The 23513-nt window shown below is 60.5% G+C and carries 22 protein-coding genes, 5 tRNA genes and 1 pseudogene; 21 read left to right on the forward strand and 7 right to left on the reverse strand.

Translation table 11 applies throughout. The annotated features are described in order from the left end of the window. Nucleotides 1-390 precede the first annotated feature (390 nt). Both PSN43_RS13330 and dksA read right to left on the reverse strand, forming a co-directional pair. Nucleotides 391-1905, reverse strand: coding sequence for an NFACT RNA binding domain-containing protein (locus PSN43_RS13330; protein WP_272701232.1), 1515 nt, complete (start codon nucleotides 1903-1905; stop codon nucleotides 391-393). Nucleotides 1906-1935: 30 nt separating this feature from the next. Continuing rightward, on the reverse strand, nucleotides 1936-2298 hold the full coding sequence (gene dksA, locus PSN43_RS13335; RefSeq protein WP_272701233.1) for an RNA polymerase-binding protein DksA: 363 nt from the start codon (nucleotides 2296-2298) through the stop codon (nucleotides 1936-1938). 225 nt (nucleotides 2299-2523) lie between these two features. On the opposite strand from dksA, the gene PSN43_RS13340 reads away from it, so the two are divergent. The 6 genes from PSN43_RS13340 to PSN43_RS13365 all read left to right on the forward strand — a co-directional run bounded on the left by PSN43_RS13340 (nucleotide 2524) and on the right by PSN43_RS13365 (nucleotide 4245). Continuing rightward, nucleotides 2524-2598: transfer RNA gene (locus PSN43_RS13340), tRNA-Gly, on the forward strand. A gap of 8 nt (nucleotides 2599-2606) precedes the next feature. Then, nucleotides 2607-2681: transfer RNA gene (locus tag PSN43_RS13345), tRNA-Cys, on the forward strand. 3 nt (nucleotides 2682-2684) lie between these two features. Then, nucleotides 2685-2759 (forward strand) — tRNA-Gly (locus tag PSN43_RS13350). A gap of 69 nt (nucleotides 2760-2828) precedes the next feature. Beyond that, nucleotides 2829-2903 (forward strand) — tRNA-Gly (locus PSN43_RS13355). A gap of 61 nt (nucleotides 2904-2964) precedes the next feature. Then, nucleotides 2965-3039 (forward strand) — tRNA-Gly (locus tag PSN43_RS13360). A gap of 186 nt (nucleotides 3040-3225) precedes the next feature. Next, entirely contained in the window at nucleotides 3226-4245 is a 1020-nt protein-coding gene (locus PSN43_RS13365) for a hypothetical protein (protein WP_272701234.1), read from the forward strand. Between the two features lie 79 nt (nucleotides 4246-4324). Here PSN43_RS13365 and PSN43_RS13370 read toward each other — a convergent pair whose 3' ends face one another. Beyond that, complete coding sequence (locus tag PSN43_RS13370) at nucleotides 4325-5191, reverse strand: DMT family transporter (protein ID WP_272701235.1); 867 nt, start codon at nucleotides 5189-5191, stop codon at nucleotides 4325-4327. Then, nucleotides 5188-6192: a metal-dependent hydrolase gene (locus tag PSN43_RS13375; protein WP_272701236.1), complete on the reverse strand. Its 1005-nt coding sequence runs from the start codon at nucleotides 6190-6192 to the stop codon at nucleotides 5188-5190. The genes PSN43_RS13370 and PSN43_RS13375 overlap by 4 nt, the downstream gene beginning before the upstream one ends. 107 nt (nucleotides 6193-6299) lie before the next feature. Here PSN43_RS13375 and PSN43_RS13380 point away from each other — a divergent pair, with 107 nt between their 5' ends. From PSN43_RS13380 to leuB, 6 genes are all read left to right on the forward strand, one after another. Beyond that, on the forward strand, nucleotides 6300-6947 hold the full coding sequence (locus PSN43_RS13380) for a phosphatidylserine decarboxylase family protein (protein WP_272701237.1): 648 nt from the start codon (nucleotides 6300-6302) through the stop codon (nucleotides 6945-6947). A gap of 27 nt (nucleotides 6948-6974) precedes the next feature. Then, nucleotides 6975-7742, forward strand: coding sequence for a CDP-diacylglycerol--serine O-phosphatidyltransferase (pssA, locus tag PSN43_RS13385; protein WP_272701238.1), 768 nt, complete (start codon nucleotides 6975-6977; stop codon nucleotides 7740-7742). A 138-nt stretch (nucleotides 7743-7880) separates the two neighbouring features. Then, nucleotides 7881-9413: a 2-isopropylmalate synthase gene (locus PSN43_RS13390; RefSeq protein WP_272701239.1), complete on the forward strand. Its 1533-nt coding sequence runs from the start codon at nucleotides 7881-7883 to the stop codon at nucleotides 9411-9413. Nucleotides 9414-9417: 4 nt separating this feature from the next. Then, nucleotides 9418-10677 carry a 3-isopropylmalate dehydratase large subunit gene (gene leuC / locus PSN43_RS13395; protein ID WP_272701240.1) on the forward strand — a complete coding sequence of 420 codons (1260 nt, stop codon included), beginning with the start codon at nucleotides 9418-9420 and terminating at the stop codon, nucleotides 10675-10677. 12 nt (nucleotides 10678-10689) lie between these two features. Further along, nucleotides 10690-11181 carry a 3-isopropylmalate dehydratase small subunit gene (locus PSN43_RS13400; protein WP_272701241.1) on the forward strand — a complete coding sequence of 164 codons (492 nt, stop codon included), beginning with the start codon at nucleotides 10690-10692 and terminating at the stop codon, nucleotides 11179-11181. A gap of 333 nt (nucleotides 11182-11514) precedes the next feature. After that, the gene (gene leuB, locus PSN43_RS13405) at nucleotides 11515-12582 is read left to right on the forward strand and encodes a 3-isopropylmalate dehydrogenase (RefSeq protein ID WP_272701242.1); all 1068 of its coding nucleotides are present in this window, start codon (nucleotides 11515-11517) and stop codon (nucleotides 12580-12582) included. A gap of 72 nt (nucleotides 12583-12654) precedes the next feature. Here the strand turns inward: leuB and PSN43_RS13410 are convergent, their stop codons facing one another. Then, nucleotides 12655-13113 carry a hypothetical protein gene (locus PSN43_RS13410; protein ID WP_272701243.1) on the reverse strand — a complete coding sequence of 153 codons (459 nt, stop codon included), beginning with the start codon at nucleotides 13111-13113 and terminating at the stop codon, nucleotides 12655-12657. A gap of 2 nt (nucleotides 13114-13115) precedes the next feature. Here PSN43_RS13410 and PSN43_RS13415 point away from each other — a divergent pair, with 2 nt between their 5' ends. Continuing rightward, complete coding sequence (locus tag PSN43_RS13415; protein WP_272701244.1) at nucleotides 13116-13337, forward strand: hypothetical protein; 222 nt, start codon at nucleotides 13116-13118, stop codon at nucleotides 13335-13337. 121 nt (nucleotides 13338-13458) lie between these two features. Here PSN43_RS13415 and PSN43_RS13420 read toward each other — a convergent pair whose 3' ends face one another. Then, nucleotides 13459-13719 carry a GIY-YIG nuclease family protein gene (locus PSN43_RS13420; protein ID WP_272701245.1) on the reverse strand — a complete coding sequence of 87 codons (261 nt, stop codon included), beginning with the start codon at nucleotides 13717-13719 and terminating at the stop codon, nucleotides 13459-13461. A gap of 96 nt (nucleotides 13720-13815) precedes the next feature. Between PSN43_RS13420 and PSN43_RS16010 the strand changes: the two are divergent. The 7 genes and pseudogenes from PSN43_RS16010 to PSN43_RS13450 form a co-directional block, all read left to right on the forward strand. Beyond that, nucleotides 13816-14358, forward strand: a pseudogene (locus PSN43_RS16010) (ATP-binding cassette domain-containing protein); the annotation flags it as partial. A 123-nt stretch (nucleotides 14359-14481) separates the two neighbouring features. Next, nucleotides 14482-15789 (forward strand): ABC-F family ATP-binding cassette domain-containing protein, encoded by a 1308-nt coding sequence (locus PSN43_RS13425; RefSeq protein WP_442874879.1) that lies wholly within the window; start codon nucleotides 14482-14484, stop codon nucleotides 15787-15789. Beyond that, complete coding sequence (locus PSN43_RS13430) at nucleotides 15786-16175, forward strand: (deoxy)nucleoside triphosphate pyrophosphohydrolase (RefSeq protein WP_272701247.1); 390 nt, start codon at nucleotides 15786-15788, stop codon at nucleotides 16173-16175. The genes PSN43_RS13425 and PSN43_RS13430 overlap by 4 nt, the downstream gene beginning before the upstream one ends. 122 nt (nucleotides 16176-16297) lie before the next feature. Next, entirely contained in the window at nucleotides 16298-17170 is an 873-nt protein-coding gene (locus PSN43_RS13435; protein WP_272701248.1) for a methylenetetrahydrofolate reductase, read from the forward strand. A gap of 18 nt (nucleotides 17171-17188) precedes the next feature. Next, a complete protein-coding gene (locus PSN43_RS13440; RefSeq protein WP_272701249.1) occupies nucleotides 17189-18214 on the forward strand; it encodes an aspartate-semialdehyde dehydrogenase in 1026 nt (341 codons plus the stop codon). Nucleotides 18215-18224: 10 nt separating this feature from the next. Then, nucleotides 18225-19166, forward strand: a complete 942-nt coding sequence (locus PSN43_RS13445; RefSeq protein WP_272701250.1) for an aminotransferase class IV — start codon at nucleotides 18225-18227, stop codon at nucleotides 19164-19166. Between the two features lie 81 nt (nucleotides 19167-19247). Then, nucleotides 19248-19541, forward strand: coding sequence for a DUF3955 domain-containing protein (locus tag PSN43_RS13450; protein ID WP_272701251.1), 294 nt, complete (start codon nucleotides 19248-19250; stop codon nucleotides 19539-19541). A gap of 117 nt (nucleotides 19542-19658) precedes the next feature. Here PSN43_RS13450 and PSN43_RS13455 read toward each other — a convergent pair whose 3' ends face one another. Next, nucleotides 19659-20561 (reverse strand): glycosyltransferase, encoded by a 903-nt coding sequence (locus PSN43_RS13455; protein ID WP_272701252.1) that lies wholly within the window; start codon nucleotides 20559-20561, stop codon nucleotides 19659-19661. A 375-nt stretch (nucleotides 20562-20936) separates the two neighbouring features. Here PSN43_RS13455 and PSN43_RS13460 point away from each other — a divergent pair, with 375 nt between their 5' ends. Then, complete coding sequence (locus PSN43_RS13460; protein ID WP_272701253.1) at nucleotides 20937-23504, forward strand: SulP family inorganic anion transporter; 2568 nt, start codon at nucleotides 20937-20939, stop codon at nucleotides 23502-23504. Nucleotides 23505-23513: the final 9 nt, after the last annotated feature.

Genomic DNA, 23513 nt, shown 5'->3' on the forward strand with positions numbered 1-23513 from the left:
CACCTCTTTCCAGGGCATGTGCACCTCCAGGCTTCCATGCCCAAAGTGTTACCCATGTTCCCGGACTAATGTGTTACCTATGTACCCGGACTGTACCTTTTCCTTCCCCTTCCCCCGGACCCCCATCCCCATCCTTTCCTAAACTTTTTGTCGCCGCTTCGCGGGCTCGGCGGAGAGTTAATTCTTTTCCCGTCTCCCAAAAATAAACTAGCTCGAAAGTCGTTTCGGGAAGAGGTTCACCCCATCGCATACCTGCACCCGCGCGGATGCGCATACAAAAAGTTTCGGAGGGTGAGAGGGGATAGGGGGTCCAGGGGGAAAGGGGAGAGAGGGCAGCCCTTTACAAAGGGTGCCCTCTCTCCCCTTTCCCCTTGGCCGCCGGAGGCATTCTTAAGCCAGTCGGCTTTCCAGATCGGGATCGAGATCGACGCGGAGGGTGCCGAGTTTTCGGTCAACGGCAACCTGGCCGAGGTTGAATCCTTTGACTTTGCGCACGTCTTTGACCAGGGCGTACATGATATCGGCTTTGCCGTCGTCTTTGCGATAGCTTTTGAGTCCGCAGAGGGCTGCGGCCTGGATCAGGGATGTTTCGGGCACGTCCTGGCCGGGGTGGTCGCGCTTGAGAATGACGTGGGAGCTGGGACCGTCTTCGGCGTGGAACCAGTAATCAAAGGGCGAGGCCGCCTTGCTGAGCATGTGGTGGTTTGCCTGCTTGTTTTTGCCTCGGATGACGGTGAAGCCGTCGGTGGTGCGGAACAGGCTGACGGCCAAACCGCGGAATCGCTTGGGCAGGGCGGCGGGACCTTCCGGTTCGGGCGATGTCTGGTGCGCGGCGGGATGGATTTCGATTGTTCCGTCTTCGGCCTGGGCCAGTTGGGCAAGCAGCTCGCGGCGGCGGCGTTCGATGTGCGGAAAGCCCCGCTGCGCCTTGGCAGACAGTTTGAAATACCGTTTCATGTTCTCGGTGGGAGACAGGAACGGGTTGAGGATCACTGTCATGGGACCGTGCACAGGGTGCGAAACTTCCACGGATTCGAGACCTTCGGCGTTCTTGAATCGGTACAGCTCGGCTTGCAACGCTTCGGCTTTGATCTGCTCGGCGGCCAGGGCTTCGAGTCGCGCCTGCTCCTCGTCCAGCCTGGCCAGGTTGCGTTGGAGTTTTTTGCGTATACGCTTGAGCTGAACGGTTTGCGCCTTGTCCTCTTCCATGTCGAGCAGGGGGAAGAGGGTGCTTTCGCCGTGGGCTCGGGCGGCTTCAAGGGCCGAGTCGAACGTCTCGTCATCGTGGCCGGTCGGCCAGGCTGTGGGAGGCTGTCGGCCGTCGTCGGATCGGGAAATGTGGAAACTGTCGGCCGAGGCGGTGGCTACGCGGAAGTAGAGGGCGTGGGCCTGTTCTTCCGGGAGGTAGGCCAGGGCCTTGCGCAGGAGCGGCGATATGTGCGGATAGGCACGCCAGATTTCCGGATCGTCGAGGACGTCTTCCATGGCGGGCCATTCCGGCTCGGAGGAAAAGGACGGCGGCAGTTCATCGGCCAGGGTCATGCCGGTGCGGCAGTCCAGGATGAGGAAGGTTTTGCCGTCCGGGTCGGTGCGCGGAGTGAGCTCCAACGCCAGCCGCAGATTGGGCCAATCCCGATGTACGGCCAGAATCCTGCGGTTTCGCAGCCGTTTGCGAAACCACATGGCCATGGCCGGAGCGGTTTGCGGGTTGGCGGGCTTGACCGCGGAGAGAAATAAATGGCCCGCCGATTTGGCGGGCCGGAAGATCATGTATAGAGGTTCGCCCGTGTTCTGGATGGCCAGCACCCAGACTCCGGGGGCCGGGCCGAATACCTTGTCTATTCGGCGACCGGTTAGGATGGACGCGAGTTCCGCGCTCAGGAAGCGGAAAAAGTTGGCTTCCACGGCCGTCTCCGTCCAAGGCCGGGTGTGCGGCTAGTCGCCGCGGACGGCCTCGTCCTCTTCCTGTTTGCTTTTGCAGTTGATGCACAGCGTGGTCATGGGTCTGGCCTTGAGGCGGGCGATGGATATATCGTCGCCGCACTCCTGGCAGATGCCGAACTCGCCGTCTTCAATGCGGTTGATGGCCTGCTGGATTTTCTTGATGAGCTTCCGTTCGCGGTCGCGCAGACGTAGTGTGAAGGCGCGGTCGCTTTCGGCCGTGGCCCGATCAGCAGGATCGGCGTAGACCTCTCCGGATTCGGTCATGTCTTCGATGGTGGCCTCGCTTTTCTGGAGGATGTCATCGAGCATGCCGTTCAAGCTTTCCTTGAAGTACTTCAGGTCATTGGCTTCCATTTGAACCTCCCCTCTGAGAGTGAGCAATCTGTTTGAGGAGCTAAGGGTGCACACATAGTTCTACTGAATTAAAGCGCGTTGGTATACCAAAAAGGCCCAAAAAGTAAAGTCTTTCCATTCAGGCAAAAAAAACAGGTCATTCATATGTCCCGGGATTTTAAAAAAATCATAAAATCCGCTTGACACCTGAAAGGGGCACGGGTAAACAGTGGTTCGCTTTTGAGGGCGGGAATAACTCAGTGGTAGAGTGCAACCTTGCCAAGGTTGAAGTCGCGGGTTCAAATCCCGTTTCCCGCTCCAAAAAAGTCGGCGACATAGCCAAGTGGTAAGGCAGAGGTCTGCAAAACCTCCATTCTCCGGTTCAAATCCGGATGTCGCCTCCACCGGCGGGAATAACTCAGTGGTAGAGTGCAACCTTGCCAAGGTTGAAGTCGCGGGTTCAAATCCCGTTTCCCGCTCCAGCCAATCAAGCCGGTCTCCGCGAGAGACCGGCTTTTTTGGGGGGAGCCAGCCGACCAAGACGAAGACACGCGGGAATAACTCAGTGGTAGAGTGCAACCTTGCCAAGGTTGAAGTCGCGGGTTCAAATCCCGTTTCCCGCTCCAGCCAATCAGGCCGGTCTCCGCGAGAGACCGGCTTTTTTGGGGGGAGTCTCCATATCACCACGCGGGAATAACTCAGTGGTAGAGTGCAACCTTGCCAAGGTTGAAGTCGCGGGTTCAAATCCCGTTTCCCGCTCCAGGCAATCAGGCCGACCTCTATGAGGTCGGCTTTTTTTGTGCTGGGTATGAACCCCTATCAGCTTGTTTTTGTGGAATTAGTGAGAAATTGCGACTTTTGTGCGACGTTTCTTTCGCCTCCGGTATGGTCCGTGCAAATACGGGCTGGACGGCAACAATTTCCACCAACCCGACCGTTCAAACGACCATGAGCAAGACAAGCATACATCACACGTTCGATCCGGCGCATAGCGGGTTTTCCGGCGGGCTGACCGGTTCGCCTCTCGCCTCGGCGGGGATGCAGGCCCGCAACTTTACGGCGATGGTCGGCTGCCAGGCCCCGGCTATCGCCCCGGAATTTTATACCCCCGATTCCCTGGCTTTCGATGTGGATCGTTTGTGCGATCCCGGCGAGCCTGTTTCCGATGCCCGCCTTCTTAATGTGGCCGTGAAATATTTTTACGCCTACGTGCATGAGAACGCGTACCGCGATCCGGTGCCCTACGGCGAGCTTGCCGGGTTGTACGAACGGTTTTCGCGCCATCAGTCCATGAACGAGCCGGGAGACGACATCGAGGTCATGAACAGGCTGCGCATGTGGTCCCCGGTGCTGCGGGTCCTGGCGGACGCTCCCAAGGCGGCCCACCTCATGCGTGCGGTCCTGGGCAGGGCGGAAGCGGTTCGGGGAAACGGGGCCTTTATCGGCGTGGATCTCGGAGCCGGGACCGGCATCATGCTGCTGGCCATGCAGATTCTTGCGAGGCGCGCCGGGTGTACGGATATCCAGACCCTGGGCTATCAGGCCGATCCCGTGTCCGGTGAACGGACTTATGATCTGGTCCATTCGCTGGGCACCGGAGCCGTCATGCTGGCCGATCCGAACAGGCGCAACGCCTACGCGCTTGTCAGGGGCCGGTCCGTCGATTTCGTGGCGAACGAGATCATGGCGGGCATTCAGCAGACCTTGGCCGCGGATAACTGTTTCGACAAGTACCGCGCGTTTTTCGAGGCCGTGGGCGACAGTGTGGACCGGGCCGAGTTCTTTCCGGAAGGGCTTATCGCGCACAGCGCGGCCACCCGCGCCTCGGTCATCCTGGCCCGGGAGAACGGCTTCCAGCCTCCGGCGGAGTATCTCGACGAGAAGTTCATTCCCCAGGGGCTCATTCTCGAAGGCCGCGTGGTGCCCATGCACCGGCTGGGCGTCGATTTTTACCGCTGCCTGACCTGATTCCGATTCGATCCGAATCAAAAAAACGCCCGGACCAACCGGGCGTTTTTTTCTCTGTCGCCGGAGACGGTGCGGAGCATCATCCCCACAGGGCGATGACCGCCGCGCCTACGGTCATGATGACCGTGCCGAGCAGGCGGAACCGAATGCCGCGTTCCTTGAAGAGAAGCCAGCCGTACAGGACCGAGAAAATGCCGGTCGTGCGCTTGATGGTAATCATGTACGCGGCCGCGGTCATGGACATGGCCAGGTTGTGGCAGACTATCTCTGCGAAGACTATCAGCGCGGCCACCGTTCCGAGGAGGGGCTTTTGCGTGAGACTCCTGAACGAGGTTTTGCCCGTCCATATCAATATGAGAGTCAGCAGCAGGCCGTAGAGGGTGAATACGGCCATGGCCGTGAACATGGGGGAGGAATCGAGGATCATGACTTTCCCGCCCACGGAGGTCAGGCCGTACAGGAAGGCGACGACGAGCATCAGCCCGGACCCGGGCTCCTTCCAGATGGCCCGTATGGGGCCGAGGAAACCGTATCTGGCGGCATCAAGATTGAGCACGTAACCGCCCACGACCACCAGGAGCATCCCCGCAACGCCGGGAACGGAGAGCGTCTCATCCAGGATGAGGTCGCCGGTGAACAGGACGAAGACCGGCGTAAAGCTCAGAAAGGGCAGGGTCAGGGACAAGGGCGACATGCGGATGGCCCTGTAATGCAGGATGATGGACACCATGAGCACGGGCAGGACCCAGGCCAGGGCCGGGAGAAATCTCGGACCGATGGGCGGAATGCCGATGAAGGGAATGGTCAGCGCCATGAGGGGCATGGCGTAGAAATAGGGGATAAGGCTCATTTCCCATGCCGAGAGATCGGAAAAGAACCGCTTCATGAACGCGGAGTTGGAGGCCATGAAAAAAGCCGCCCCCAGGGAAAGCGCGAACCAGGTCACTTCAGCGGTTCCTCGGCGTCGGCCAGGGAGCTGACGCCTCCCTCGTATGACCAGGACATGATGCGGCCGGAGTTGTCGAGGTGCGCGGTGAGGGTGAACGGCTGTTTTTTGTCGCGGTATACCCACGCCATGACAGGGTTGGTGGAGGTGAAGCGCAGGTCTTGGAAGATCAGGGTCCTGCCGTCGGGAGTGTCGGTTTCCTCGACATAGGGCCATTTGGAAAACCATGCGTAGGTGGCGAACATGGATTGCTGTTCGCCGAGCTTGCGCAGGATTTGCTTGTCCGCACGCCTGACCTTGCGGGGCGCGTCCGGCGCGAGATCGCCGAACAGGTCCATGGTATCGAGCAGGTAGTCCGGTCCGGCGGTGACGACCACCTTCCAGAAACGGGGCGACAGCGCGTCCGGAGTGACGTGGACATGGTCGTAGGCCGCGCCCTTGGCGTCGAGCCGGCGGGCGTAGGCATGTTGGAGAATCGTTCCCATTCCCATGTTGCCCAGCGGATAGACGAAAAACCACACAATGCCGATGAGGGCGACGGCGTGGCGGCGCGTTTTCACGATCAGGGCGGCGGCGATCAGGCCCAGGGCCGTTACGGTAAAAACCGGGTCGATGATGAACGCGCCGTCCAGGGCGAAGCGGTGGTTGGAGAAGGGCGCGAGCAACTGAGTCCCGTAGGTGGTGATGAGGTCAAGCCAGACGTGGATCAGGGTCAGGGCGTAGAACAGCGGAGCTATTCTGGTGAACGGGGTGCGCGGGGAGACGAGTTTGTACAAACCCGCCAGGACAAGGGCGAGAATCAGAGTACCGAAGATGGAAGTGCTGACGCCCCGGTGGTAGAGGAGGTCGAATTCAGGATCGTTGTTGCCGAAAAGAATGTCCACGTCGGGAATCCAGGCAGCGAGCATGCAGGCGGGCACGAGGTGTTTCGCCTCGGGAAACCACCTGCGGGCGGCCATGCCGCCGAGCAGGCCCGACGAGAGGTGCGTGACCGGATCCATGTCATGGGGTATACCTTGGCGCGAATATATTGTAAAAAACAAACTTGCGGTTTGAGGAAGCCAAGGGTAAAGACCGTAAACTTCGTTTGAAAGGAGCTCGACGCGCCATGTTGAAACCGTCTGTCGGCGTTGCCCTGGAAGGGGTGCCCTATATAGTCATCGCTGCATTCACGACCCTGATTTTCGCCATCATCGGCTGCTGGCCCATGGCTGTGATCGGGCTCGCCGCCACCGCTTTTATCGGTCATTTCTTCCGCGACCCGGAGCGCGTCGGGCCCGAAGACGCGGAGGCCGTGGCCGCCCCTGCCGACGGCAGGGTCATCAAGATCGACCGCGCGATCGATCCCGTCAGCGGCGAATCCCGCCAGTACATCGCCATTTTCATGAACGTTTTCAACGTGCATGTGAACCGGATGCCGGTCAGCGGAAAGATCGAGACCATCCGCTATATCCCCGGCAAGTTCTTCAACGCCTCTTTCGACAAGGCGAGCGAGGACAACGAGCGCAACATCGTGGTCGTCACCGGCAAGGGCAACCAGCGGTTCACCATGGTCCAGATCGCTGGGCTCATCGCCCGCCGCATCGTCTGCTGGGCCGAACCCGGGGACAAGCTCAAGCGCGGGGAGCGATATGGTTTGATCAAATTCGGATCAAGAGTTGACCTTTACATTCCGGATGGCTATGTACCAACTGTCGGCGTCGGTCAGAAGACCGTCGCAGGCGAAACGGTACTGGCGGAAAAACGGACCGCCTGATCCGTCGATACGGAATAACTGATTGCCATGGTTGAGGAAAAATTGCCGCGCCATAAAAGTGTCTACCTTCTGCCGAACCTGCTGACCACGGCCAGCCTGTTTGTCGGCTTCCTGGGACTCATCTGGGCCATTCAGGGGGATATCACCTCCTGCGCCCTGTGCATCCTGGCAAGCTGCGTGTTCGACGGATTGGACGGCAAGGTGGCGCGCATCACCAACTCGCAGAGCGAATTCGGCGTCCAGCTCGATTCGCTGGCCGATCTGGTGGCCTTCGGCGTGGTCCCGGCAGTCATGTCCTACCTCTGGCTTCTGAACGACTTCGGCCGTCTCGGCCTGATGGCCGCGTTCCTGTTCATGGCCTGCGGGGCCTTGCGTCTCGCCCGGTTCAACGTCCAGGCCGCCACCACCTCCAAGAAGCATTTCGTGGGCCTGCCCATCCCGGCCGCAGCCTGCACCCTGGCCACCTTGGTGCTCTTCTCCGAATATGTGCCGCAGGAGTACATGCATTCCGTGGTTTCGGTGGGTGCCCTGGTTCTCGTCTACGTGTTGTCCTTCTTCATGGTCAGCACCATTCGTTTTTACTCCTTCAAGGAAATCAGCGCCTTCAAGGCCCATCCCTTTAGCTGGATGGTCACCGCGATTCTGCTTTTCTCGCTCATCGCCTCCCGTCCGAAGGTGCTTGGTTTCGTCTTCTTCCTGGGCTACCTCGTGTCCGGCCCTCTCTACACGCTTTTCCTACTATCCCGCACCAACAAGCGACTACTGCGGGATGGCTCCAAGAAAGAGCTGAACTAGCTCTCCTCATCCCATATCAGTACGTCGTACTGACCCTTATCGCCACGCTGCCCCGCGCGGGTTTTGCGTTTGGCGGTTGTATACCCGTTGTCAAACATTTAGAACATACCCCCGAAAGGGGAACCATCGGAGGACACCATGGCAGACAGAGTGTACGTATTCGATACCACTTTGCGTGACGGCGAACAGTCTCCGGGCGCGACCATGAACCTGGACGAAAAAATCCGCATGGCCCGCCAACTCGAGACTCTGGGCGTGGACATTATCGAGGCAGGCTTCCCCATCGCCAGCCAAGGCGATTTCGAGGCGGTCCAGGCCATTGCCTCGGCGGTCGAAAAACCGCAGATCGCCGGATTGTGCCGCGCCGTGAACAAGGACATCGACCGTTGCTGGGAGGCCATCAAGGACGCCAGGCATCCGCGCATCCACACCTTCCTGGCCACCAGCGAAATTCACATGAAACACAAGCTGGGCAAGACCGCCGACGAGGTTCTCGTGATGATCGAGAAGGCCGTCAGCCACGCCCGGCAGTACACCGACAACGTGGAATTCTCGGCCGAGGACGCCTCGCGCTCGGACTGGGATTTCCTGGTCAAGGTGGCCGAGACAGCCATCGACGCCGGGGCCTGCGTGGTGAACATGCCCGACACCGTCGGCTACACCCAGCCCTTCGAATACTATGAACTCATCAAATACCTGATGGACAACGTGCGGAACATGGACAAGGCCATTCTGTCCGTTCATTGCCATAATGATCTGGGGTCCGCCGTGGCCAACTCCCTGGCCGCCGTCCAGGCAGGTGCGCGCCAGGTTGAATGCACCGTGCTCGGCATCGGCGAACGCGCGGGCAACGCGGCCCTGGAAGACTTCGTCATGGCGATCAACACCCGCAAGGAACTCTACGGGGTGGAGACCGGCATCAACACCGAGCAGCTCTTCCCTTCCTGCCGCCGCCTGTCCCAGATCATCGGAATGCCCATTCCGCCCAACAAGGCCATTGTGGGAGCCAACGCCTTTGCGCATGAGTCCGGCGTGCACCAGGACGGCGTGCTCAAGAATCGGCTGACTTACGAGATCATGACTCCGGCCTCCATCGGGCGCACCTCCAACGATATCGTCATCGGCAAGCATTCCGGCTCCCACGCCGTACGCAAAAAGGCAGAGGAGCTCGGCTACAAGCTGGACGAAGAACAGATCGCCGTACTCTTCAAGGCCGTCAAGGATTTGGCTGACAAGAAAGAGCAGATATTCGACGAGGACGTGGAAGCGCTGATCCTCGAGTCCGTTTATCGCCGCAAGGATCGTTTCCGACTGGTTGATATGTCTGTGTTTTCCGGCACCGGCGATGTTCCGCCGCACGCAGCCACGGTCATGGAGTTCGGTGCCGAGGGCGATGCCGAAGTGCGCAAAACCAGCAATTTCGGCGAAGGCTCCATTGACGCTGTGTTCCAGTCCATCTACTCATTAGTAGGCGTGTCGCCGAAACTCGAAGTCTACTCGGTTAATGCCGTGACAGAGGGTTCCGACGCCCTGGCCGGGGTCGCCGTGCGCATCGAGCACGACGGCATCAAGGCCGTGGGCCGCGCCAACGACGGCGACGTGGTCAAGGCCAGCGCCTTGGCCATGGTCAACGCATTGAACCGCTTGGAAAAAGCGAAAGAGGAGAAATAAGCAAATGGGGCATACCTTAGCTGAAAAGATTTTGCAGAACCACACTGACCAGGAGGTCACCGGACCTGGACAGATCGTCCAGTGCAAGGTGGACATGGTGCTCGCCAACGACATCACCGCCCCCCTGGCCATCAAGTCCTTCAAGGCCATGGGCGCGAAAAAGGTCTTTGACCGGGACAAGGTGTCCCTGGTCTGCGACCATTTTACCCCCAACAAGGACATTGATTCCGCCGAGCAGGTGAAAGTGGTCCGCGAATTCGCCGAAGAGATGGGCGTGACCCATTATTACGAATGCGGTGAGGTGGGGGTGGAGCACGCGCTCCTGCCCGAAAAGGGCATCGTCGGCCCCGGCGACATCGTCGTGGGCGCGGATTCCCACACCTGCACCTACGGCGGCCTGGGCGCGTTCGCCACCGGCATGGGCTCCACCGACATCGGCGCGGCCATGGCGCTGGGCGAGACCTGGTTCAAAGTTCCCCCGACCATCCGCGTGAACTTCACCGGCACGCCCGGTCGGTATGTGGGAGCCAAGGATTTCGTCCTCAACCAGATCGGTATTCTCGGCGTGTCCGGCGCGCTCTACAAGGCATTGGAGTACGGCGGCGAAGTCGTGGACAACATGTCGCTGGAAGGGCGCATGACCATCGCCAACATGGCCATCGAGGCTGGCGGCAAGGTCGGGCTTTTCCCTGCGGACCAGAAGGCCCTGGACTATTCCCGGAACGCCGGTTTCTCCGGCGGCGGGCTTATGGCCGCAGACGGGGACGCCGTGTATGAGCGGGTGCTCGACATCGATGTTACCGGCATGGCTCCGCAGGTCGCCTGTCCGCACCTGCCCGAGAACGTCAAGCCCGTGGACGAGACCTCCGGGCTCAGGATTCACCAGGCTGTCATCGGCTCCTGCACCAACGGCCGAATCGAGGACATGCGCCTTGCCGCCGAAGTGCTCAATGGCCGCAAGGTGAATCCCAAGGTGCGTTGCATCATCCTGCCCGCCACTCCGGCCATCTGGAAGGCTTGCATGAAGGAAGGGCTGATGGAAATCTTCATGGATGCGGGTTGCATCGTGGGACCGCCCACTTGCGGCCCCTGCCTGGGCGGCCACATGGGCATCCTGGCGGGCGGCGAACGAGCCATCACCACCACCAACCGGAACTTCAAGGGCCGTATGGGCTCCCTGGAATCCGAGGTCTTCCTGTCCAACCCCGCCGTGGCCGCCGCTTCCGCCGTGGCCGGTGAGATCATCAACCCCGCCAAGCTGTAGGAGGGCGCAATAATGAAAGTAACCGGAACCGCCCACAAAGTGGGCGACCATATCGATACGGACGCCATCATCCCGGCCCGTTTCTTGGTGACCACCGACGCCAAGGAGCTGGGCAGGAATTGCATGGAGGGGCTTGAGGCCGGATGGGTCAAGCGGGTCAAGGAGAACGACGTCATGGTCGGCGGCGTGAACTTCGGCTGCGGCTCGTCCCGTGAACACGCTCCCATTTCCATTCTCGGCGCGGGTATTCCCGTGGTCCTGGCTCATAGCTTTGCGCGCATTTTCTACCGTAACGGGTTCAATATGGGGCTGGTCCTGCTCGAGATCGGCGACGACATCGACAAGTTCAGCGATACCGATGAAATCGAGGTCGACACCGCCTCCGGCGTCATCAAGAACCTGACCACCGGCGCGACCGTCCAGGCCGCCCCGGTACCCCCGTTCATGCAGGAAATCCTCAATGCGGGCGGCTTAGTGGAATACGCCAAGAGGAAATTGGCGTAGGAATGCCTCCGGCGGCCGGGGGAAGGGGAGGAAAAACCCTTTGAAAAGGGTTGTTTCCTCCCCTTCCCCCGGACCCCCATCCCCATCCTTTCCCAAACTTTTTGTTGCCGCTACGCGGAGTGGAGAAGAGCGGAAGGCCTGGCCGTTGATCGACATGAAGGTCGTGAACGGTTATTGGGGGATCAAGGAATTGTTGCACGCCTCGGCCTCGCCGAAGGCGCGATAAAAAGTTTTGGAGAGTCCAGAGAACCTTTTTCAAAAGGTTCTCTGGTCCCGCCGAAGGCGACCCCCGGTAGGGCCGCCGGAGGCATCTCGCATCCACAGGAGAAGACGATGAAGATTTGTGTATTGCCCGGTGACGGCATCGGCCGGGAGATTGTTTCCCAGGCGTTGCGCGTGCTGGAAAAGGTCGGCGAGAAATACGGTCGTGATTTCGAAACCACGGAAGCGTTGATCGGCGGCTGCGCCATTGACGCCGAAGGTGTGCCGCTGCCTGCGGAGACCGTGGCCAAGTGCAAGGATTCCGACGCCGTGCTGCTGGGCGCGGTGGGCGGTCCCAAGTGGGACACCATTGATCCCGCCATTCGCCCGGAGAAGGGACTGCTCGGCATCCGCAAGGAACTCGGCTTGTTCGCCAACGTGCGCCCCGCGCGGTTGTTCAAGCAGCTTTCCGACGCCTGCTACCTGCGTCCCGATATCGTGGCCAAGGGTTTGGACGTCATGGTCGTGCGCGAGCTGACCGGCGGCATCTATTTCGGCGAGCCCCGTTTCGACGGCGAAAAGGACGGGGAGCGCTACGGCTACAACACCATGGTCTACTACGAGCATGAGATTCGCCGTATCGCCAAGGTGGCTTTCGAGGCCGCCCGCAAGCGTTCCGGCCGGGTCTGCTCCGTGGACAAGGCCAATGTGCTGGACGTGTCCCGCGTGTGGCGCGAGATCGTCGTGGACGAGCATAAGAATTATCCGGACGTGGAGCTGTCGCACCTGTACGTGGATAACGCGGCCATGCAGTTGGTGCGCGATCCGTCCCAGTTCGACGTCCTGGTCACCGGCAACCTTTTCGGCGACATCCTGTCCGACGAAGCCGCTGCCATCACCGGGTCCATCGGCATGTTGCCGTCCGCGTCCCTGGGCGATGGCAATCCCGGTCTGTTCGAGCCGATTCACGGTTCGGCGCCGGATATCGCGGGTAAGGACCTGGCCAACCCCCTGGCCACCATCCTGTCCGTGTCCATGATGTTGCGCCACGCCTTCGACATGGCCGAGGAGGCCGACTGCATTGAGCAGGCCGTGGAAAAAACCCTTGAGCAGGGCTACCGCACCGGCGACATCATGCAGGAAGGCGGAAAGCGCGTGGGTTGCACAGGCATGGCCGAGGCCGTGCTGGCGAACATGTAGCCTGTTTCCGAAACAAGAGAAGAAGAGGGCCGCGTCGCTTGGCGATGCGGTCCTTTTGTCTGCCTTGGAGGATCAGATGGAAGGGGAGTTGGCCTTGGCCGCCTTCTTTGCCTTTTGGCTGGTTTCCAGGTCGATGAAGCCGAGCGTCAGGCACACGCCGAGGTAATCCATTTTGAGGATGTTCATTTTTTGGAGGGCTCGTTCGTGCTGCTCCATGGTGATCTTGCCCCGGGCGAGCAGGTAGCGGCCGATCTTTTCGTTGTCGTCCGTCTCCAAGGTTTCCAAGTCGGCTACGCTGGCGGTCTGAACAATGCCTTGGTTGTTCTTCAGGGAGCACAGGATTTGTTCCTTGCTGGTCCGCTCCCGTTGCAGTTCCCGTCTCTGTTTGGTCAAGGACTGGTGGAGGGCGTCTATCTCCCGACGTTCGTCGGTCAGCCGGGCCATGGTGGCGTGGCGGTGCCGGGAAAGCGCGCGGAACGCCGTGACGAAGAAGGCGAGAGCAGTGCCCAGGATGATGCTGAAGGTCATCATGGTTGCTGTCTCAGTTCAAGCAGAGCGATCTGATCGTTGACATCGTCGATTGCGGCCTTGAGCTCGGCGATTTGCTCTTCCAGCACGGCGTTCTTGGCCGTAAGATCGATCGTCAGTCGTCGAATCTCATGCCTTTTTCGGCAAATCTGGTCGGTGCAGTTGTGATGGTGAATTACGAGAATCCCCAGAAGAACAAACCCGAACATGGCCAGGAGAAGGTATAGGGTACTAACTTCCAGCATGAAACGGAGCCTTGCGTTGTCGAGTTGGCGGAGTCCTTAGCTCCGAATCATGTACTTCGGATCATGTTGTGAGGCAAGCGAATACTGGAAATTCTTTAAGAATTCAGGATATATTCCCGGCCTCGAGCAATCGTTTGATTTTACGGCAGGCCGGGATTTTCTTGATGGCTATTTCCAGTCTCAGGGCCGCGCTCTTGCCGTCCACAGTCACGCTGGCCTCCAGCCGCACCGGCAGTCTGGCCCGGGTGTATTTGGAGGCGGTCCCGGCGTTGTGGGCCGCGAGTCTTCGGTCCAGATTGTTGGTGATGCCGCAATAGAGGCTGTTGTCCGCGCAGCGGAGCAGGTAGACGTGCCATGTCTGCATGGACGCAGTGTACCCTGCGGATCGTGCGCGGTCAAAACGGTTGCCAATCCCGTCCTCCCATTATATCTCTCATCCGCAAAACAGAAAGGTCCACATATGTCCCGCATTACAGTACAGAGCCTACAGAAATCCTTCGGCGGAGAGCCGATCTTTTCCGACGTCGCCTTTGAGGTCACGCCCGGTATGCGCCTGGCCCTGACCGGCCCCAACGGCTGCGGCAAGTCCACTTTGCTCAAGGTTCTGGCCGGGGAGATAGAGCCCGACGGCGGCCAGGTCACTCTGACCAAGGGCGCCCGCGTGGGCTATGTGGCCCAGGAAATGACCGGCGAGATATTGGAACAGCAGCTTTTGGCCTGGGTCCTCTCCGCGCTGCCCTCCTGGAACGAGTTCTGGGAAGAGTGGGAGCGCGCCGTGCACGAGGGCGATAACGGCCGCATCGAGCAGTTGGCCCATCGGCAGGCCGAGTTCGAGCGTCTTTACGGCTACAATCCTGATCACAAGGCGCGGGCCATCCTGACCGGCCTGGGATTTTCCGAGGAGTCGCTGCACAAGCGCATCGGTGAACTGTCGGGCGGTTGGCGCGAACGTGCCAAGCTCGGCAGGGTGCTCCTTCAGGGCGCGGACGTGCTTCTTCTGGACGAGCCCACCAACCATCTCGACCTGGAGGCCGTGGAGTGGCTGGAGGATTACCTTCTCAACTTCCGGGGCGCGCTCGCCTTCGTGGTTCACGATCGTATTTTTCTGAACAGGGTCGGAACCCATGTGCTCTTCCTTGGCGGAGCCAAGCCGTTGCTGCGCAAGGGGTCCTTCGACGAATTTTTGGCGTGGGACGAGGAAAATCGGGAGCAGCGTCGCAAGGAAGCGGACAAGCTTTCGGCGAAGATCGACAACGAATACAAATACATCAATAAATTCCGCGTCAAGGCGCGCAAGGCCGCCCAAGCCCAGAGCAAGCTCAAGAAGGTGGAGAAGCTGGAGCGGGAACTGAGCCAGATCAAGGAGGTCCAGGCCTCCCATCATCGCGGCAGGAGCCTGAATTTCCGCCTGCCCGAGCCCAAGCGCGGCGACAAGGTCGCGATCTCCGTCGTGGACCTCGAATTTCATTACGAGGGCGGGGAGTCCGTTTGGCCCGCCCTGAATTTTCAGCTCTTCCGGGGCAAGAAGGTGGCCGTGGTCGCGCCCAACGGCGCGGGCAAGTCGACCCTGCTCAAGCTCATCGCCGGGTCGCTGACGCCTTCCGCGGGGAACGTCAAGATCGGGCCGGGCACGGAAATGGGCTATTTCAGCCAGCATCAGCACGAAATCCTCAACCTGGACAGTACCGTCCTCGGCGAGATCAGGCGGCTTTCCAGCCCTGGATTGACCGAAGAGCAGGTCATGAGCGTTCTCGGCCTGTTCCTGCTGGGCGAGCCGTATTTCGACCGCAAGGTCCGGGGACTGTCCGGCGGCGAGAAGTCCCGCCTGCTCCTGGCCACATTGTTTCTGGCCCGGGCCAATCTGCTTCTTCTCGACGAGCCCACCAACCACCTGGATATCGAAACCCGCGAGGGGCTTATCCGCGCATTGCAGGATTACGAGGGAACGCTCTTCTTCGTGGCCCACGACCGCTATTTGCTCAATGAGGTGGCCGAAGAGGTCTGGGCTCTGGACGAAAACGGGCTGACCCAGCATGTGGGCGGGTTCGAGGAGTACCACGCGAAGCAGAAGCGGGAGGAGGCGTGCCGCAACGGGCAGTCCGCCTGCGATCCCGAGGAGGCTTTGGAACGGCGCAAGCTTTCCAAGGATGAGAAACGCCGTCAGGCGGAAGAGCGCAATCGCCTCTACCGCGAACTCAAGCCTCTCAAGAAGAAATACGAGAAGCTTGAGGCGGACCTGGAAAAGGTTTTGGACGAGCAGGCCGGACTGGAAGAGAAGATGAACGATCCCGCCACGTACGCGAAGCCTGAGGAGGCGCTCAAGCTCAATGCGGCTTACAAGGAGGCCACCGAGTGGGCCGAGAACCTCATGGAACGCATGGCCGAGCTGGAGGAGCGCATGGAGGCCATCTCCGGCGACGGAGAGCCCGAATGACCAAACCCGTCCTGGAGGTAGTGGCCGGTATCGTCTGGCGCAACGGAGAGTATCTGGCCGTGCGGCGGCCGGACGGCGGGCCCATGGCCGGGTGGTGGGAGTTCCCCGGCGGCAAGGTTGAGCCCGGCGAAACCCGCGAGCAGGCGCTGGTCCGCGAATTCCGGGAGGAACTGGACGTAACCCCTCTTGAATTCGAATACTGGCGCGACCTGCGGCATGAGTACGACGAATTCCGAGTTCATCTGTATTTTTATCATATCAATAAGTATTCCGGTGAGTTGAAGAGTGTTGAGAACCAGCTTATGGCATGGGTCGATCCAGCCTGTCCGCTTCAGCTCGATTTCCTGCCCGCCGACACCGTTATCGTCGAAGCCCTCCATTCCTGATTCGAATTGCCTTTCCGTCACGGCCCGCGCCATTTCCCATTGAAGGTTGGGGCGAGAAGGAGTATATGATTTCACTTGCCCGCCGTGGGCCATATTTGAAGCGATTGTTGAAGGAGTAAGCTTTGCGCGTTTGTGATCTGATCGATGGGAAGTCCCCGTTCATCTCCATGGAGTTCTTTCCGCCCAAAGAGCGGGAAGCATGGCCCGCCTTTTTCGAGGTGGTCGACAAGCTCAAGGTCCTCGATCCCCTGTTCGCGTCCGTGACCTACGGCGCGGGCGGCGGAACGCAGGACAATACACTGGAGATCGCCACCCGGATGAAACGGGACCACGGCATCGAGCCCATCACCCATCTGACCAGCGTCGGGGCGTCGGCCGAAAAGCTGGACGCTTTCCTGGAGAGCCTGGTCAAGGCCGATATCGACAACGTCCTGGCTCTGCGTGGTGATCCGCCCCGCGGCGTGGAAAATTTCGACTTCGACTCCCAGGAGTTCCGGCACGCGTCAGACCTCATCGAGTATATTTCCGGCCGGTATCCCGGACTGTGCGTGGGCGGCGCGGCCTATCCCGAACCCCACTGCGAGTCGCCGTCCATCAAGTCCGATCTGGAGATGGTGCATCAGAAGGTCCGCAAGGGCGCTGAATTTCTGGTGACGCAGTTGTTTTTCGACAACCGGCTGTATTTCGACTGCGTGGAGCGGCTTCGGTTGATGGGCTCGGACGTGCCGGTCATTCCCGGCATCCTGCCGATCATGAGCCTGAAATCCGCCAAGTTCATCCTGGGCCTGTGTGGCGCGGCCATTCCGGGCAAGTTCTTGAGCGCCTTGGAAAAGGCGCATGAGGAGGGCGGTGACGATGCCGTGTACAGACTCGGCATCGACTACGCGACCAAACAGGCGCGCGAGCTCCTGGAAGGGGGCGCGCCGGGCGTGCATTTGTATACGCTCAATCGCGCCGAGGCTGTTCTGGAAATCGGAAAAAATCTCAATATATAGTTCGTGGGAGTAAGGAAGATGAGCAAGAATTTCGTTGTCGCCGTGTGCGGCGCCACGGGTGCGGTCGGTCAGGAGATGCTGCGGGTCCTGGAGCAGAGGGATTTCCCCTACAGCAAGGTCATTCCGTTGGCCTCCGCGCGGAGCGCGGGCAAGAAGGTCGAGTGCAAGGGCGAAGAGCTGACCGTGCTCGAACTGACCAAGGATTCCTTCGAGGGCGTGGACATCGCTTTGTTTTCCGCCGGCGGAGCCATCAGCAAGGAGTACGCCCCCATCGCGGCCAAGGCCGGCTGTGTTGTGGTCGACAACTCCGCGGCCTGGCGCATGGACCCCGAATGCCCCCTGGTGGTGCCCGAAGTGAACCCCGAGGACCTGGACTGGCACAAGGGCATCATTGCCAATCCGAACTGCTCCACCATCCAGATGATGGTCGCGCTCAAGCCCATCCATGACGAAGCGAAGATCAAGCGCGTGGTGGTATCCACCTACCAGGCCGTCTCCGGCACCGGCCAGAAGGCCATCGAGGAACTGGAGAACCAGGTCCGCCGCCTCATGTCCGGCCAGCCCGTTGTGGCCGACGTCTACCCGCACCAGATCGCCTTCAACTGCCTGCCGCACATCGATGTCTTCCAGCCCAACGGCTACACCAAGGAAGAAATGAAGATGGTCAACGAGACGGTCAAGATCATGGGCGATCCGAATATCAAGGTCACCGCCACCTGCGTGCGCGTGCCGGTCTTCTACGGCCACTCCGAGTCCATCAACATCGAGACCGAGCTCAAGCTGACCGCCGACGATGTCCGCGCGCTGCTGGCCAAGGCTCCCGGCGTCGTGGTTGAGGATTACCCCGAGAAGCTCGCCTACCCCATGGCCATCACCGCTTCCGGCGAGGACGACACCTTTGTCGGCCGTATCCGCGAGGACGAGACCATTGAGAACGGCATCAACATGTGGGTTGTTTCCGACAACATCCGCAAGGGCGCGGCCCTGAATACCATCCAGATCGCCGAGACCCTCATCGAGCGCGACCTGGTGCGCGTGCCCTAAGGAGTTCGGCGTGGCCAATGTAGCGGATTCCAAGGCGTATTTGGAAGCGATGCTGGCCGTGGAGCGGCCAGGCTCGTCGGAAATACAGGCGTTTTACGAGCACCGCGTGGGCATGATCTGCACGGATCCGAGGCTCATGCTCATGCCCTGGGACGACCATCTGGTCCATCGCGGGGACGGCATTTTCGAGACCATGAAGTTTGTGGACCGGAAGCTCTATCAGCTTGAGCCGCACATGGCCCGCATGGAGCGTTTCTGCCAGGCCATCTACATGACCCCGCCGTGTCCCTGGGACGACATCCGGCAGCTCATTTTGGACGTGGCCAGGGCGGGGGGCCGGGATACCGGCATGGTCCGCGTGCTCATCGGGCGCGGGCCGGGCGGCTTCGGCATCTATCCGTCCGAATGCCCCGAGTCGAGCCTCTACGTGGTGGCTTACGATATGCATCCCAAACCGGAATCGGTCTACGAGAACGGCGTGACCGCCTTCAAGACCTCCATTCCGGCCAAGCAGTCGTACCTGGCGACCATCAAGTCCATCGACTACCTGCCCAACGTGCTCATGAAGCACGAGGCCGAGGAGAAGGGCTACGACTTCCCGTTCTGCTTCGACCATAACGGCTTGCTTGCCGAAGGAGCCACGGAGAACGTCTGCATCGTGGATGACAAGGGCCGTCTGGTCATCCCCGAGTTCACCAACGCCCTGGCCGGAACCACCCTCATGCGCGCGGTGGACCTTATCAAGGGCGAGATTTCCATTGTTTTTCGCGGCATCAGCGAGGAGGAAATCCTGCTCGCACGCGAAGTCCTCATCGTGGGCACCACCGGCGACGCCATTCCCGTGGTCCGCTTCAACGGCAAGCCCATTCACAACGTCAAGCCCGGCCCGGTCGCGAAGCGCATCAGGGAACTGTTGCGGCAGGACCTGGTCGAGACCGGCATCCCTCTTTAGGGGGAGTGTTCGGGGCCGCAAGCCCGGGGTTGCCCCGGGCGGCGGCCCGGCCCGTCGTCGGCGGTATGACCGGAGTTGCTCATGAACGTGTATTTGCTCCTCGCGATTATCGGCCTGATCGGTTGGTCGGTTTTTCAGGCCTTCTGCAAACCGGCCGAAGGGCGCGTCGCCTGGGCCACGGTCGCGGCTATTCTCACTTCCGCGTTGATTCTCCTTGCTTTGGGCAATTACTTCGTCACCGTTGATGAGAACGGTGTTCTCCGCGAATTCGGCCCAGCGCTCCCCATAGGCGCGATCCTTCTGTTGGTCGGTCTTCTCGGTTGCGCGGTGTTGATTCTTCGTCGTCTCTATCGGCGTTTTAAAGCCCGCCGCTAATAATTCTTCCGAATATTCTTTCGGATAGTTACGTCTTGATCGTCGGGGTTTTCGGATTCCGGGGCCGATGCGCCGCGTGAGAGCGGGCCTTCGGTCGCGGCGCTTTTCGCGTTGCGTTCAGAATGGACCGGAATTGATCGCCGCGTGGCGGAATCGGCGAATGGCTTCATCGGCCAGCGTATCGGCTCCCATGGCTCGCATGGCGTGGTCGTGGAGCATGTGGGTGACGTCCAGGGGGCCGGGAATGGACATGAATCCGAAGGATGCGGCCCAGGCTTCGCCGCGCAGATGGGCCAGCGCCCAGCGCACGGTGTGTTCGTGGAAGAACTGCTGGTTGTTGATGACCAGGATCGCCTTGCACCGGCCGTCTTCGGCGCGTTCCCTGAAAGACGGCTTATGGTGCTCGCAGGAGGCCAGCGGATAGCTGACATGGTGAAACTGGCTGCCCGCAAGGGCCGCCTGCACCCACAGGTCCCAGTCGCGGTAGAATGTGTTGTCTCGGAATCCGTTTGTCCGATCGAACGCCTCGCGCGTGATGAGTACGCCGGGGCCCAGGAATCCCCGGGCTTGGAGCAGGCCGTCCCGGTACGGAGGCAGTTGGACCATGGACGGGCCGAGGGCGCGGTTCCTGTCGGGAGCCAGCCGGATATAGTCGGCGTACATTATTCCGGTTTCGGGGTGATCCTCGAAGACCGCATCGACGGTGGTCAGATACTTGGGGTCGAGGCGGTAATCGGGCCTCACGAACATGAGCAGGTCGCCGAGCGTTCTGGATGCGGCAAGATTTCTGGCCCTGGACGGAGTGACGTCGGTATCGAAAGCTTCCAGCCGGATGGCGTCGAGTCCTGTTATGGCCCGCCAGACATCCTGGTCGGAGGGGGCGTGCCCGCCGTTTCCTGCCACCACGATCTCAGTCCGGTCGAGTCCGTCGGACTGCCGGGAGATGGACTGCAACAGGCGCGGCAGGCCGGGGTGGGTTTCCAAGTCGGAAACGATTATGGAAACGGTATGCTTGCGCATGGCTCCCTTCCATGGGATTCGGTTTCACATCCGGGGAGGCTGGTACGATCCGTGTACACAATTCGCCTCACTCGCAATTATCGCATCGACCCATAGGTCGGAAACTTTAGGCCCGGGGCGCGTCTTTTTTGAAAAAAGCGCGTGCATTCCTTTGTGGAGTCGGCTTGCGTGAGGCCGTGGGTTGACGTATGTAGCTAGAAGCGTGAAACAATATGTCGACCGGTTTCGTCTTCCCCGGTTTATGGATGCACCTCTTGTCTCCGGCGGTAACCTGTGGCTAGCTTCAAGTGTGATTCGTGCGGTTATGAGCGAGCTGTCCCTGATGGGCTGATTGGGAAAAAAGCCAGGTGTCCGGGTTGCGGCCTGGGCGTGACCGTGGCCGACGATCGAGTTTCGAAGAAAAAGCCTTCCCGGGCGGAAGGGAACGCCGAGCCTTTACTCCCTATCAATCTCGACGAGCGGCCGGAAGTCGACCTGGGGCGGGCGGAAGACGTTATTTGCGCCGCCTGCGGGCACGTCCAGGAGCAGGGTGGCGGTTCCAAGTGTTCTCGTTGCGGCGCGGTGCTGGATACGGTCGAAACCGAGCCTGAAGTGGATGAGAGCGAGATCGACGTGAGCGATCTTGTCGAGCCGGGCGCGCCGGAGGTGTGGGACGCGGACTTCAAGGGGGACGAGGGAGCGACGAATCTCGAAGGCGATTCGGACCCCGACCGTTGGCGGCTGCTGCGCGGCGGAAAGACCCTCAACCTGTACGCGGGCATCGTTTCCGGCCTGCTGTCCCTGTTTTTCGTCTATTCCCTGTCCTTGCTGGCCGCTTCCCAGGGCGGGATGCATCAATACCTGCCGTTTCTGCTCGGCACCGCGCTGACCGGCGTCATCGTCGGCTCCATCTGCTTTTCCTTCCTCTCGCGCATTCCCTTCGCCTTGGTCGGGCCCGAGACGGTTCTGACCGCCGTGCTTTTTCTGTTCATCGGGAGCATGTACCGCTACATGGCCGAGACCTTCACCCCGGAGCTCATCCTGCCGACCATCCTGGCGGGCATCAGCACGGCGGCGTTGCTGACGGGATTGAGCCTGCTCCTGCTGGCCCGGTTCAGGGTCGGTGAGTTCATCCGCTTCATTCCACTGCAAATCGTCGGCGGGGCTATCGGCGGCGTGGGGGTATTCGTGCTCGTCGGGGCGTTCGCCTGGATGGGCGGCCTGAATCCCGATTGGAGCAACGTCTATAGCCTGGCTCTCTCCCTGACCACCGATTTCGATTTGCACCAGGACCTCAACACCATGGGGCCGAGCGTGATCTTCGGCCTGTTCCTGTTCTTCGCCATGTTCAGGACCAAAAACTCCCTGTTTCTGCTGGCCTTGATCCTGGCCGCAGTGGGGGCTGGAAACGGGGTGGGAATCTGGGCTGCTGATTCTGGCCTCAAGGACCTCGCTGCGCCGGTGCCGTTCCCTGAGGGGTCGCTCCTGGTTCATCTGGTGGAGGTGCTGCGCTCACCCTTGCTTTTCAGCGACATTCAGTGGGCGGTAATCAAATCGCATTCGTTGTACATCGGGGCCATGGTCGTTCTGGCCGTGCTCACTGTCATGTATCGGACTACCCGGCTTGAGCTGATGAGTGGGAAGGAGAGCGATCTGAATCGCGAATATGCCGCTCTCGGCGTGACGAATATGGTTTCCGGGATGTTTTGCGGTATGCCCGTGTCGCTTTCCTACGGCAGGAGCGCAGGCAGCTATACCTCGGGCGGCAGGGGGCCGCTGGCCGGGATCGTGGCCGGTCTGGTCTGTGGCGTGGGACTGCTTTACGCGGACGTGGTGCTGCCCATGATCCCCCGCTTCGTGCCCGAGGGGTTGCTCGTGTACGCCGGGCTTGACCTTATTCGCGATTGGGGATTCAGGACCCGCTCTTCCTTTACCGGCCGAACCGATCTGTGGCTGCTCAGGCTGACCTTTGCGGCGACCATTCTTCTCGGATTGCTCGAAGGCGTCGCCGTCGGCGTGGTCCTGGCGCTGATGGTCACGGTCAGCCGTGCGGGCCGTGGAGGCGTGGTGCGAAACGAGCTGTCGGGCTCCCATCACTCCAGCAACGTTGACAGGGCCTCGGCGCAGCAGAGGATTCTCAAGGAATACGGCGACCATATCCACATCATGCGCATCCAGGGATTCCTCTTTCTCGGCTCCATGGAGCGGCTGGTCAAGGCGGTGCGCGCGAGGTTGGAGGAATCCAACCGGCTCTCCCTGGACTATCTGGTTCTTGATTTTCGGCTGGTGGAAGGCTTCGCCTCGGCTTCCGGGCTCGGTTTCGCCAAGCTGCACAGGCTGGCCGAAGAAGGCGGTGTTCAGGTGGTCATCACCAGCGCGCCGCTGGAATTGGAGTCCCATCTCGTTTCCCTTGGGTATGCGGGCGACGAGGACGGGCAGTTCAAGATATTCTTCAACCTGGATTACGCCCTGGAGTGGTGCGAGAATCGGGTGCTCGACGCCGAGGGAATGCTGGAGATGAAGCGCAGGACACTGCCCGAGCTGTTGGTCCCGATCTTTCCGGTGCCCCGGTATATCCCGGCGCTTATGAAGGCCCTTCAGCGCGAGGTGGTGCAGGCGGGCGAAACGGTCTTTCGACAGGGGGACAGTTCAGACGCCATGTATTTCGTGGAATCCGGCAGGCTGGACGTCGAACTGGAACTGCCCGACGGCCGAATCATCCGGCTGAAAAAAGTGGGGCCGGGCGCGGTGTTCGGCGAGATGGGCATTTACACTTTGTCTCCGAGATCGGCGACCATCCGGGCCGCCGAGAGGTGTGTCCTTTACCGCATGACCCTGCGCAGGCTTGAGGCGATAGAAGCGCGCGCCCCCAGGCTGGTTACAGCCATCAACCGTTTCCTGGTGAACCTTGTGTCCGCGCGCCTTGCGGCGTGCAACCTCCGGGTGCGCGATCTCATGCTTTAGACGATCGGG

This window comes from Desulfovibrio sp. Fe33 (genome assembly GCF_028532725.1).
Classification (GTDB): domain Bacteria; phylum Desulfobacterota; class Desulfovibrionia; order Desulfovibrionales; family Desulfovibrionaceae; genus Pseudodesulfovibrio.